Here is a 12101-nt window from a genome sequence, read left to right as displayed (position 1 = left end):
GTCATGCCGTTCATCGCTTCGATCGGGACCTATCTCCCGTGCTGGGGCACCGCGTATCACCGCATCCCCGGTGACGACGAGGACGCGATCACGCTGGCCGTGGAAGCCGGCCGCGCGGCGTTGAGCGGTGGCGGGGCGGTGGAACGGATCGTGCTCGTCAGCCGGGATCTTCCCTCGCTGGAGAGCAGTAGTGCCGCGGTGCTGCTCGCGGGGCTGGGGCTGGACCCCGAACTCGAGGTCGACGAACGGCTGGGCGGCGCCCCGGCGACGATGGACGCGGTGAGTTCGGCCCGCCCGCGCTCGCTGATCATCGGGGTGGACCTCGACCCCGCGGGGGCGGCGGCCATCCTCACCTCCGACCGTGGTAAGCAGGTGCGCACGGCGGCCCGCGTCGCGCGCAGCCTGCCGGTGCGGACCCGCAACGCGGTCGGCGTGGTGCACGACTACGGCGATCCACGCCTGTTGCACGAACGCGGCCTGTTGGCGTCGCTGTCCGCGGCGTGGCTGGACACCCCGGTGGTGGTGGCCGGTGTCGACCATGAGAAGGCGGTCGCGCTCTGCCTGTCCGCACCGCCGCGGCTGCCGACCTTCGGAGCAAGTTCTGGCCTGTTTGCCCTCGCGAGCCTCACCGAATCCCATACCATGGGCCCCCTGGTCGCGGTGGAGCAGGCGAGTCTGTCCGGTATCACCGTCACAGGCGGTGAGGCACAAGTGATTCGACGTGAACCTGCGGCGCGGCCGCTGCCCGAGGGCACCATCACCCCCGGTACGGATCTGCCGATTTCGCTGGCCGCCTATGAGCGAGCCTTCGAGGCGAAGGTGCGCTGGGAGGCCGGCAGGTGCACCGGCAGCGACGAACTCGATTTCCCGCCCCGCTACCGCCTGACCGACGACTGCTCGCTGAACACCGACTACGAACTGGTGCCGCTGCCGCGTACCGGCACCGTCTACACCGAGGCGACGGTGCGGATCCCGGTCCCGGGTCTGCGGTCGCCGTACTCGCTGGTGATCGTCGAACTCGACGATGTCGGGATTCGGGCGCTGGTGAAAGTGACCGGGGCCGAGGCGGGTTCGGTGGACATCGGCGACCGCGGCCGATTGGCGTTGCGCCGCATCGCGGTGCGCTCGGGCGTGCCGGACTACGGTTACGCGTTCGAACCCGACAGGGCCGTGGCCGCGCCGGAGGCCGCATGAGGAGGGTCGCGATCGTCGGCGCCGGGATGACCCCGTTCGCCGAACACTTCGCCCTGGGCATTAAGGACCTGCTGCCGGTGGCGTTCGCCGAGTGCGCGGCCAGCGTCGACAAGGGAGTGACCCGGGCCGACATCGATGCGGTGTGGTTCGGGTCGATGGGGGCGACCGACGGCTTCCCGGCGGGGATCCTCGCCGACACGCTCGGCCTGCAGGACCTGCCGGTCAGCCACGTCGAGAACTCCTGTGCCACGGGCAACGACGCCGTTCGCAACGCCCTGTTCGGGATCGCGTCCGGGGCCGCCGACGTGGCGCTGGTGATGGGTGCCGACAAACTGCGCGAAGTCGCCACCAAGGACATGCTGTGGGGCTGGGAGGCGATGACCCGCGACATGGCGTGGGACTACCCGCTGGGGCTGGTGGCACCGGCCGGGTTCGCGTTGCACGTCCGTCGGTACCTGCACGAATCACCGGCCACCCGGGAGCATCTGGCGATGATCGCGGTCAAGAACCACCGCCACGCCGTAGACAATCCTAAGGCGCGGCTGCGCTTCGAGATCACCGTCGAGCAGGCGCTCGCGGCGCCGATGGTGGTCAACCCGTTCGGGTTGTACGACTGCGCGCCGCAGAGCGACGGTGCCGCCGCGCTGCTGCTGGCCGCCGAGGACGTGGCCGACAGCTTCACCAACCGGCCGGTGTGGATCCGCGGGGTCGGGCTGGGCCTCGATTCGGTGATGTATCCGCACAAACCGGATATGACGACGTTCCCGGCCTCGGTGCGGGCGGCCAAGCGCGCATTCGGGATGGCCGGCCTGACGCCGGCCGACGTCGACGTCGCCGAGGTGCACGACTACTTCACCGGAATCGAGCTGATCAGTTACGAGGATCTCGGCTTCGCCGAGAGGTTCGGCGCCTACAAGCTCGTCGAAGCCGAGGTCACCAGCATCGGCGGGGCCCTGCCGGTCAACCCCAGCGGTGGCCTGAAGGGCAAGGGGCATCCGCCGGGGGCGACCGGTGTCGCCCAGTGTGTGGAGTTGTTCGGCCAGCTGCGGGGTGAGGCGGTCAACCAGGTCGACGGCGCCCGGATCGGATTGGCGCACAACATCGGAGGCCCGACCGCGGTGTCGGCGGTGACCATCCTGGAAGGGACCGGAACCGATGGCTGAGCGCTGGTCACCCGGGGTCAGCCTCGGACGCAATCTGTCCGGTCCGATGCAGGCCGTCGGCGGCCTGTTCGCGATGTCGGCGGATGCGGTGAGGTTCGTGTTCCGCCGGCCGTTCCAGTGGCGAGAGTTCCTGGAGCAGTGCTGGTTCGTCGCCCGGGTGTCGCTGGCGCCGACGCTGTTGGTGGCCATCCCGTTCACCGTGCTGGTCAGCTTCATCCTCAACATCCTGCTGCGGGAACTCGGTGCGGCCGACCTGTCCGGCGCCGGCGCCGCGTTCGGCGCCGTCACCCAGGTCGGCCCGCTGGTCACGGTGCTCATCGTGGCCGGCGCCGGGGCCACCGCGATGTGCGCCGACCTCGGCTCACGGACCATCCGCGAGGAGATCGACGCAATGGAGGTGCTGGGCATCAACCCCGTGCAGCGGCTGGTGACTCCGCGCATGCTGGCCTCCGGGCTGGTCGCGCTGCTGCTCAACAGCCTGGTCGTGATCATCGGCATCCTCGGCGGCTACACCTTCTCGGTTTTCATCCAGGACGTGAACCCGGGCGCGTTCGCCGCCGGGATCACGCTGCTGACCGGGGTGCCCGAGGTGATCATCTCGTGCGTCAAGGCGGCGCTGTTCGGCCTGATCGCGGGTCTGGTGGCCTGCTACCGCGGGCTGACCATCACCGGCGGCGGGGCCAAGGCCGTCGGCAACGCGGTCAACGAGACGGTCGTGTACGCGTTCATGGCGCTGTTCGTCATCAACGTGGTGGTGACCGCCATCGGCATCCGGATGACGACGGGCTAGCGGGCATGGGCACCTTGATCTCGCTGCGGGCCACCTATCCGCGAGTGTTCCGGCAGTTCGGCAAGCCGGTCTCGTTGCTCAGCCGCATCGGTGACCACACGATGTTCTACGGCCGTGCGCTGGCCGGCACCCCGCACGCGGCCGTGCACTTCCGGAAGGAGATCATCCGGCTGATCGCCGAGATCTCCATGGGCGCGGGGACGCTCGCGATGATCGGCGGCACCGTGGTGATCGTCGGATTCCTCACTCTGGCAGCCGGCGGGACCCTGGCGGTGCAGGGGTACAGCTCGCTGGGCAACATCGGGATCGAGGCGCTGACCGGGTTCCTGGCGGCGTTCATCAACGTTCGAATCTCGGCGCCCGTGGTGGCCGGGATCGGGCTGGCCGCCACCTTCGGCGCCGGTGTCACCGCCCAGTTGGGCGCGATGCGCATCAACGAGGAGATCGACGCGCTGGAATCGATGGGTATCCGCCCGGTCGAATACCTGGTGAGTACCCGCATCGTGGCCGGCATGATCGCGATCACCCCGCTCTACTCGATTGCGGTCATCCTGTCCTTCGTCGCCAGCCAGTTCACCACCACGGTGTTGTTCGGACAGTCCAGCGGCCTCTACGATCACTACTTCGACACCTTCCTCAACCCGATCGACCTTCTCTGGTCGTTCCTGCAGGCCATCCTGATGGCCATCACGATCCTGTTGATCCACACGTACTTCGGCTACTTCGCCACCGGCGGCCCGTCGGGGGTCGGCGTCGCGGTGGGTAACGCCGTGCGCACCTCGCTGATCGTGGTGGTGTCGGTGACGCTGCTGGTATCGCTGTCGATCTACGGCTCCAACGGCAACTTCAACCTGAGCGGATAGGGGAGGAGACCACAGTGCCGAAGGATCTCGGTCCCGGCCCCATGCACCGGTCGGAGACCACCAGCTCCGCCTCGCCGGTCGGGTCCTCGTCGGGACGCCACTTCGGGGTGACGCACTACGCCCGCCCGCTGGCCGGCCTGGCCATGGTGCTGGCGGTGTGTCTGACGGTCGCGCTGGCCGTCGGCCTGTTCCGGGGTAGCTTCGCCGAAACCGTTCCCGTGACAGTGATCTCCGAACGCGCCGGTCTGGTGATGAATCCGGACGCCAAGGTCAAGATGCGCGGCGTGCAGGTCGGCACCGTCGACTCGATCGAGCACCGCGCCGACGGGACCGCCGCGCTGCACCTCGCGCTCGATCCCGCACAGCTGCCGTTGATCCCGAGCAATGTGCGGGTCGACATCGCCTCGTCGACGGTGTTCGGCGCCAAGTCCGTGCAATTCGTCCCGCCGCCCGAACCGTCGGCCACCCCGCTGCGGGCGGGTCAGACGCTGCAGGGCGAACACGTCATGGTCGAGATCAACACCGTGTTCCAGAAGCTGGTGGCGGTGCTCGACAAGATCGATCCGGCGAAGCTCAACGAGACGCTCGGCGCCCTGTCGGCCGCATTCTCCGGGCGGGGTGAGCAGTTCGGGCAGAGCCTCACCGATCTGGACGCGCTGCTGGCCGAGCTCGAACCCAGCCTGCCGAACCTGAGCCGAGATCTCGAACTGACCGCACCCGTGGCCGCCGCCTATGCCGATGCGGCACCGGATCTGGTTCGCGTGCTGAACAATTCGGTCACGCTGTCCGACGGCATCGTCGAAGAACAGCAGAATCTCGACAACTTCCTGGTCAGTGCGATCGGGCTGGCCGACGTCGGCAACGACGTCCTCGGCAGCAACCGGGAGGCCGCCAGCACGGTGCTCGACCTGTTGGTTCCCACCACCGACGTCTTCCGCGAGTACGACAAGGCGATCAGCTGCACGCTCGAGGGTATGGAGTACACGCTGCACCAGCCACCGCAGATGGATCCCGGCGTGGTGGTCAATGTGGCGTTCACCCTCCACATCGAGCGCTACCGCTACCCGCAGAATCTGCCCAAGGTGGCCGCCAAGGGTGGTCCGCACTGTATGGGGCTGCCCTACATCGGCTTCGGCAACCGGTCGAAGTATCTGGTCACCGATGTCGACGCCAACCCGTGGCAGTACGGCAACCAGGGCATCCTCCTCAACTCCGACGGGCTCAAGCAGATGCTGTTCGGGCCGCTGGACGGTCCGCCCCGCAACACCGCGCAGATCGGGCAGCCGGGATGAACCGCACGACCAGCACGCTGCTGAAATTCGCGGCCTTCGCCACCGTGATGGTGCTGCTCACCGCGTTCCTGTTCATGGCGTTCAGCCAGTACCGCAGTGGGTCCACCTCCGGTTACTCGGCGGTGTTCGCCGACGCGTCACGTCTCAAGGCCGGTGACTCGGTGCGGGTGGCCGGCGTCCGGGTCGGCACCGTGAACGACGTTGCGCTACAGCCGGACCAGACAGTGCTGGTGGACTTCGACGCCGATCGCGAGGTGGTGCTGACCACCGGGACGCGCGCGGCCGTGCGCTACCTGAACCTGACCGGTGACCGCTACCTGGAACTGCTCGACGGCCCGGGCTCCACCCGGGTCCTGCCCGCCGGCTCGCAGATTCCCAAGGACCGCACCGCCGGTGCACTGGACCTCGACCTCCTGCTGGGCGGTCTGCGGCCGGTGATCCAGGGCCTCAACCCGCAGGACGTCAACGCGCTCACCTCGTCGCTGATCCAGATCTTCCAGGGCCAGGGCAACACCCTGGACTCGCTGATGAGCAAGACGTCGTCGTTCTCGAACACCATCGCCGACAACAGCCAGGTGGTCACGCAGCTCATCGACAACCTCAACGCCGTGGTCGAGACCCTCGCCCGCGACGGTGAGAAGTTCTCCGGCGCCATCAATGGGCTCGAGCAGCTGATCGACGGGCTGGCCCAGGACCGGGATCCGATCGGCACCGCGATCACCGCCCTCGACAACGGGACCGCGTCCATCGCCGACCTGCTGGCCGAGGCGCGCCCGCCACTGGACGGGACCGTCAACGAGCTCAACCGGCTCGCCCCGCTGGTCGATGACCACCAGGTCGTGCTGGACATGGCCCTGCAGAAAGGCCCCGAGAACTACCGGAAGCTCGCCCGGCTCGGGTCGTACGGCAGCTGGATCATGTACTACATCTGCGGGATCTCCTTCCGCGTCACCGACCTGCAGGGCCGCACAGCGGTGTTCCCGATGCTCAAACAAGAAGGCGGGAGGTGCGCGGAGCCCTGATGCGTAAGTACCGCGAATCCAACCTCATCAAGGCCGGCTTCATCGGCGTGATGCTGATCGTGCTGGTGATCGCCGTCGGTCTGCAGCCGGAGCGGCTGATCCAGTGGGCCACGTCGGTGCGCCACCAGGCGCTGTTCACCGAGGCGGGCGGGATCGCCGTCGGTAACGATGTGACGCTGTCCGGCATCAAGATCGGTGCGGTGACCGACGTGGAACTGGCCAACGGCGATGCGCTGGTGAGCTTCACGACCGACGGCAAGTACCCGCTCGGGTCGCTGACGACCGCACACATCCGCACCGGATCACTGCTCGGGGAGCGGGTGATCGCGCTGGAATCCGAGGGGTCCGGAACGCTGGGCTCCACGGACGTCATACCGGTCTCGCGCACCTCGTCGCCCTACTCACTGACCGACGCGGTCGGCGACCTGACCACCAACACCGCGGGCACCGACACCACGTCGCTGAACCAGTCGCTCGACACGTTGTCAGCGACGATCGATCAGATCGCACCGCAGCTCGGCCCGACGTTCGACGGGCTGTCGCGGTTGTCCCGGTCGATCAACGACCGCAACGAGACCCTGGCCGACCTGCTCGCCAGCGCAGGCGAGGTCACCGAGGTGCTGGCGCAGCGCAGCCAGCAGCTCAACACCCTGATCCTCAACGCGAACGACCTCCTCGGCGTGCTCAACGATCGCCGAGAAGCCATCGTCGATCTGCTGGCCAACACCTCTGCGGTGGCCCAGCAGCTCAGCGGGCTGGTCGCGGACAACGAAGCGGAGCTGGCGCCGACCCTCAAGCGGCTGAACTCGGTCATGGCGATGCTGGAACGCAACCGGGAGAACATCGCCAAGATGCTCCCGAGCCTGAAGAAGTTCATTCTCGCCCAGGGCGAGACGCTGGCCAACGGGCCGTATTACAACGCGTACGTGCCCAACCTCCAGCCGGCGCAGATCCTGCAGCCGTTCTTCGACTACGCCTTCGGCTTCCGCCGCGGCACCAACGCGGGCCAGCCTCCCGACAACGTCGGGCCGCGCTCCGAACTGCCGTTGCCCTACAACGGGATTCCGGGAGGTACGCGGTGATGAACCGGAAACGCGTGACCACCCTGCTGGCCGTGGCGCTGGTCGCGCTGCTGGTCGCCGGCGGGGCATACCTGACGCGGCAGATGTACTTCGGTCCGCGCACGCTGTCCGCGGTGTTCACCTCCGCGACCGGTATCTACCCCGGCGACGAGGTGCGCGTGTCCGGGGTGGAGGTCGGCAGCATCGAATCGATCACCCCCGAGGGCACCCAGGTCCGGATGGTGCTCAACATCGACCGCGACGTGCCGGTGCCGGCCGACGCCAAAGCGGTGATCGTCGCCCCGAACCTGGTTGCCGCACGGTATGTGCAGTTGACCCCGGCGTACCGGTCCAGCGGGCCGACGATGCCCGACGACGCCGTGATCGGGCTCGATCGCACCGCGGTCCCCGTGGAGTGGGACGAGGTCAAAGAGCAACTCATGCGACTGGCGACGGATCTCGGGCCGCAGAGCGGGGTGGACGGCACGTCGGTGTCGCGCTTCATCGACAGCGCTGCGAACGCCATGGAAGGCAACGGAGCCAAACTGCGGGAGACGATCTCGCAGCTGTCCGGGGTGGCCCGTGTCCTGGCCGAAGGCAGCGGCAACGTCGTCGACATCATCAAGAACCTCCAGACCTTCGTCACCGCGCTGAAGGACAGCAATCAGCAGGTGGTGCTCTTCCAGAATCGGCTCGCGACGCTGACCAGCGTGGTCGACGGCAGCCGCTCGGACCTCGACGCCGCACTCAAGGACCTCTCGGTGGCCGTCGTCGACGTCCAGCGGTTCATCTCCGGCACCCGCGACCAGACCTCCGAACAGGTGCAACGGCTCGCCAACGTCACCCGCAATCTGCTCGACAACCAGGCCGAACTGGAGAACCTCCTGCACATCGCGCCCAACGCGCTGAGCAACGCCTACAACATCTACAACCCCGACACGGGCAGCGCGGTGGGGCAGTTCGTACTCAACAACTTCTCCAACCCCGTCGAGTTCATCTGTGGCGCCATCGGTGCGGTGGAGAACACCACCGCCCCCGAAACCGCCAAGCTGTGCGCCCAGTATCTCGGACCGGCCGCCCGGCTGTTCAATTTCAACTACCTGCCGTTCCCCATCGCGCCGTTCCTCGCGCCGTCGGCGAACCCGGAGAACATCATCTACTCCGAACCCGGCCTGGCGCCCGGGGGCGGCGGCGGCAGCCCGGAACCCCCCGAGACACCGCCCGCCATCTCGGCCTACCAGGGCGTCGCACCCGGCCCGCCGCCGTTCACCGGACGCCCGCCGAATGTGCCGCCGCCAGGTGCGCAGCAATTACTCCCGGGCGCACCGCCGGTGGTACCGCCCAACGTGCCGTCGTCGCTGGAGAACGTGCTCAACCCGGCGGGTGCGCCACCGGGACCGGCGCCTGCCCCGCCGCCGCCCGGCCCGCCGCTGCCCGCCGAGGCGCCGCTACCCGCCGCCCTGCCGGCAGAAGGGACGCCACCAGCATGACCGGCGGGACAAGAGCCGTCCGCGCGGGTGTCGCCGCCGCGTCCTGCGTGGCGCTGACCGTCAGCGGATGCGGCTTCCAGGGCGTCAACTCGCTGCCGCTGCCCGGTGCGGAGGGCCGCGGCCCGGACGCACGGGTCTACCACGTCGAGATCGCCAACGTGTCGACGCTCGAACCGAATTCGCCCGTGATGATCGACGACGTCGTGGTCGGCAGCGTGCGGGCGATGACCGTGCGGGATTGGCACGCCGACGTCGAGATCTCGGTGAAGCCCGACGTGGTGATCCCGGCGAACGCGGTGGCGAGCGTGGGGCAGACCAGCCTGCTCGGTTCGATGCACCTCGCGCTGGATCCGCCGCCGGGGGAGGCTGCACAGGGCGCCCTGGCGCCCGGAACGACCATCCCGCTCAACGATTCGTCGACGTACCCGACGACCGAGCAGACGCTGTCGTCGCTGGCGGCGGTGGTCAACGGTGGCGGCCTCGGTCAGATCGGTGATGTCATCCACAACTTCAGCGGAGCGCTCGACGGCCGGGAAGCCGAGATCCGCGATCTGCTCACTCGACTGGACACCTTCGTCGGAACCCTTGACGCACAACGGGACAGCATCGTGTCGTCGATCGAGTCCCTCAACCGGCTCACGGCCACCTTCGCCGAACAACGTGACGACATCACCCGAGCCCTGGACCGCATCCCGCCGGCCATCGACGTCCTGGTGCGGGAGCGGCCGCGGCTGACCACGGCGCTGCAGCGCCTGGGTACCTTCAGTAACACCGCGACGCAGTTCGTCAGCGACTCTCAGGAAGACCTCGTGCGCAACCTCGAGAACCTCGAACCGGTGCTCAAGGCCTTCGCCGACGTCGGGCCCGATCTGAACTCCATCCTCGAGTACGCGCTGCACTTCCCGTTCACCCAGAGCTTCATCGACCGGGCCATCCGCGGCGACTACTACAACCTGTTCGCGATCGTCGACTTCACGATCCCGCGGCTGAAGCGCACGCTGTTCCTCGGCACCAGGTGGGAACAGGAGGGGGCACAGCTGATTCCGGCGCCCGGCGATCCCGGGTACCTGCAGTACACCTACGACCCGCTCAAGCTGGGAATCGACCCGCCGCCCAATGCGTTCCCCCCGCTCGGCGAGGGTGGCGCGAACACCCACACCGCGTTCGGGTCGCCACCGGTCGATGAACCCCCGGTCACCGCGCCGCCACCGCCACCGCCCCCGCCGGTGGCCGAACCGATCCTCCCGGTGGTTCCTCCGGCGCCGCTGATGGCGCCCGGCGCGCCCGCGGTGCAGTCCGCGGCGCCCGGACCCGCGGCCCCCATTTTCGCGGGTCCGTATCCGGCCCCCGCCCCGCCGCCCCCGGCGGCTCCGCCCGCACCCGGAGGTGGTGGCTGATGCTCACCCGCTTCGTCCGCAATCAGCTCATCATCTTCACGATCGCCTCGGTCGTGGGTGTGTCGGTGATGCTGTTCGCCTACATGCAGGTACCGATGCTGCTGGGGCTCGGCCGGCTCAACGTGAAGATGGAGCTGCCCGCCGCAGGCGGCCTCTACCAGTTCAGCAACGTCACCTACCGCGGTTCGCAGGTCGGCAAGGTCACCGGGATCACGCTGACCGACAAGGGCGCCGAGGTGACGATGTCACTGGAGCGCTCCCCGAAGATCCCCGCCGACCTCGCGGCCGAGGTCCGCAGCATGTCCGCGGTCGGCGAGCAGTACGTGGAACTCCTGCCGCGCACGGATGATCCGCCGTATCTGCAGGACGGTTCGGTGATCGCGATGGAGAACACCACCATCCCGCAGGCCGTCGGCCCCATGCTCGATCAGGTCAGCGCGCTGGTCGACACCATCCCGGAGGACAAGCTCAGCCAACTGCTCGACGAATCGTACGAGGCGTTCAACGGCACCGGCTTCGACTTCGGGTCGCTGCTCGACTCGGCCGCGACCGTGACCCGGGACGCCAACGCGGTCTCCGACCAGACGCGGGCGCTGGCCGACGACGCCGTGCCGTTCCTGGAAGCGCAGGCCCAGACCACCGATTCCACCCGGACGTGGGCGTCCAGCCTGGCCGGGATCACCGACCAGGTGGCGAACAACGACCCGCAGGTACGGTCGATCCTGCGCAACGGGCCCGGCTTCGCCCAGGAGACCTCGCGGCTGCTCGAGCAGGTCAAGCCCACGCTGCCGGTGCTGCTGGCGAATCTGACCACGTTCGGCCAGATCGGCGTGACCTATAACCCGTCGATCGAGCAACTCCTGGTGCTGGTTCCGCCGTTCGTCGCCCAGATTCAGACCTACGCGCCCACCAACAACCCGTCGGGCCTGCCGAACGGTGACTTCTCGCTCGGGCTCGGCGATCCGGCGTCGTGCACCGTGGGCTTCCTGCCGCCGTCGTCGTGGCGATCGCCCGCCGACACGTCGGTGATCGACACCCCCGAAGGCCTGTACTGCAAACTCCCGCAGGACTCCCCGATCGCGGTGCGCGGGGCGCGCAACTATCCCTGCATGGAACACCCGGGCAAGCGGGCCCCGACGGTCGAGCTGTGCAACGACCCGAACGGCTACCAGCCGCTCGCCCAGCGCCAGCACGCCCTGGGTCCGTACCCGCTGGATCCGAACCTGATCGCGCAGGGCGTCCCCCCGGATTCGCGGGTCAACCCGGACGCCGACATCTTCGGGCCGGTCGAGGGCACGCCGCTGCCGCCCGGTGTCACGGCGCCACCGCCCGACATCCCGCCGCTGCCGTCCCCGCCGCCGAACTTCGCCGGCACAGGACCCGGTGCGCTGCTGCCCGGGCAGCCGCTCTACACCACCCCGCCGGTGATCCCGCCGGGACCGGCTCAGGTGACCGACCCGGCCGCCGTGCCGGCCCCGCCCGCGCAGCAGCCTCCGGCGACGCAGATCCCGATCCCGCCGGGTCTGCCACCGGAGTCTGTGCCCCTGCCGCCCACCGCGGAGCCGTCGGTGCCGCCCGCACCGGTCATCTCGCCCAGCGCTTTCGGCGGCGGTCAGGATTCGTCGGGCCCGTCGGTGGCCGTGGCGAAGTACAACCCGCGGACCGGCGAATACTTGGGCAGCGACGGCACCGTGTACCGCCAGACCGATCTGGTGCAGACCCCGAAGACCTGGCAGGAACTGCTGCCCACGTGAGGGGAAGGGCGGGACGAGTGGCGCTCGGCGCGGCCCGCCCCGCCTGATGACGCTCGATGACGCCGGATGATGCTG

The 12101-nt window shown here is 68.6% G+C and carries 10 protein-coding genes; all 10 read left to right on the top strand.

Going from position 1 to position 12101, the window contains the following annotated elements; genetic code table 11:
* Nucleotides 1–3 precede the first annotated feature (3 nt).
* From E4P42_RS07625 to E4P42_RS07580, 10 genes are read left to right on the top strand one after another with little or no spacing between them, the layout of a single operon-like run.
* Nucleotides 4–1194: an OB-fold domain-containing protein gene (locus tag E4P42_RS07625; protein WP_135124658.1), complete on the top strand. Its 1191-nt coding sequence runs from the start codon at nt 4–6 to the stop codon at nt 1192–1194.
* On the top strand, nt 1191–2357 hold the full coding sequence (locus E4P42_RS07620; RefSeq protein ID WP_135124656.1) for a thiolase family protein: 1167 nt from the start codon (nt 1191–1193) through the stop codon (nt 2355–2357). The genes E4P42_RS07625 and E4P42_RS07620 overlap by 4 nt, the downstream gene beginning before the upstream one ends.
* Entirely contained in the window at nt 2350–3147 is a 798-nt protein-coding gene (locus tag E4P42_RS07615; RefSeq protein WP_135124654.1) for an ABC transporter permease, read from the top strand. Before E4P42_RS07620 ends, E4P42_RS07615 begins: the two co-directional genes overlap by 8 nt.
* A gap of 5 nt (nt 3148–3152) precedes the next feature.
* Nucleotides 3153–4010: an ABC transporter permease gene (locus E4P42_RS07610; protein ID WP_167759396.1), complete on the top strand. Its 858-nt coding sequence runs from the start codon at nt 3153–3155 to the stop codon at nt 4008–4010.
* A 14-nt stretch (nt 4011–4024) separates the two neighbouring features.
* Nucleotides 4025–5302, top strand: a complete 1278-nt coding sequence (locus tag E4P42_RS07605) for an MCE family protein (protein WP_245233925.1) — start codon at nt 4025–4027, stop codon at nt 5300–5302.
* Complete coding sequence (locus tag E4P42_RS07600; protein ID WP_135124652.1) at nt 5299–6324, top strand: MCE family protein; 1026 nt, start codon at nt 5299–5301, stop codon at nt 6322–6324. Before E4P42_RS07605 ends, E4P42_RS07600 begins: the two co-directional genes overlap by 4 nt.
* Nucleotides 6324–7406, top strand: a complete 1083-nt coding sequence (locus E4P42_RS07595; RefSeq protein WP_135124650.1) for an MCE family protein — start codon at nt 6324–6326, stop codon at nt 7404–7406. The genes E4P42_RS07600 and E4P42_RS07595 overlap by 1 nt, the downstream gene beginning before the upstream one ends.
* Nucleotides 7406–8875 carry an MCE family protein gene (locus E4P42_RS07590; protein ID WP_135124648.1) on the top strand — a complete coding sequence of 490 codons (1470 nt, stop codon included), beginning with the start codon at nt 7406–7408 and terminating at the stop codon, nt 8873–8875. Before E4P42_RS07595 ends, E4P42_RS07590 begins: the two co-directional genes overlap by 1 nt.
* On the top strand, nt 8872–10272 hold the full coding sequence (locus E4P42_RS07585) for an MCE family protein (protein ID WP_135124646.1): 1401 nt from the start codon (nt 8872–8874) through the stop codon (nt 10270–10272). Before E4P42_RS07590 ends, E4P42_RS07585 begins: the two co-directional genes overlap by 4 nt.
* Nucleotides 10272–12026: an MCE family protein gene (locus tag E4P42_RS07580; protein WP_135124644.1), complete on the top strand. Its 1755-nt coding sequence runs from the start codon at nt 10272–10274 to the stop codon at nt 12024–12026. Before E4P42_RS07585 ends, E4P42_RS07580 begins: the two co-directional genes overlap by 1 nt.
* Nucleotides 12027–12101: the final 75 nt, after the last annotated feature.

It is taken from the genome of Mycobacterium sp. PS03-16 (assembly GCF_004570325.1).
In the GTDB taxonomy this organism is placed as follows: domain Bacteria; phylum Actinomycetota; class Actinomycetes; order Mycobacteriales; family Mycobacteriaceae; genus Mycobacterium.
This window is presented reverse-complemented; position numbering and strand designations above follow the sequence as displayed.

What these genes read in the sequence shown, in the direction of transcription:
- E4P42_RS07625 (WP_135124658.1), top strand. Translation starts at nt 4, where the DNA reads ATGCCGTTCATCGCTTCGATCGGGACCTATCTCCCGTGCTGGGGCACC.
- E4P42_RS07620 (WP_135124656.1), top strand. Translation starts at nt 1,191, where the DNA reads ATGAGGAGGGTCGCGATCGTCGGCGCCGGGATGACCCCGTTCGCCGAA.
- E4P42_RS07615 (WP_135124654.1), top strand. Translation starts at nt 2,350, where the DNA reads ATGGCTGAGCGCTGGTCACCCGGGGTCAGCCTCGGACGCAATCTGTCC.
- E4P42_RS07610 (WP_167759396.1), top strand. Translation starts at nt 3,153, where the DNA reads ATGGGCACCTTGATCTCGCTGCGGGCCACCTATCCGCGAGTGTTCCGG.
- E4P42_RS07600 (WP_135124652.1), top strand. Translation starts at nt 5,299, where the DNA reads ATGAACCGCACGACCAGCACGCTGCTGAAATTCGCGGCCTTCGCCACC.
- E4P42_RS07595 (WP_135124650.1), top strand. Translation starts at nt 6,324, where the DNA reads ATGCGTAAGTACCGCGAATCCAACCTCATCAAGGCCGGCTTCATCGGC.
- E4P42_RS07590 (WP_135124648.1), top strand. Translation starts at nt 7,406, where the DNA reads ATGAACCGGAAACGCGTGACCACCCTGCTGGCCGTGGCGCTGGTCGCG.
- E4P42_RS07585 (WP_135124646.1), top strand. Translation starts at nt 8,872, where the DNA reads ATGACCGGCGGGACAAGAGCCGTCCGCGCGGGTGTCGCCGCCGCGTCC.
- E4P42_RS07580 (WP_135124644.1), top strand. Translation starts at nt 10,272, where the DNA reads ATGCTCACCCGCTTCGTCCGCAATCAGCTCATCATCTTCACGATCGCC.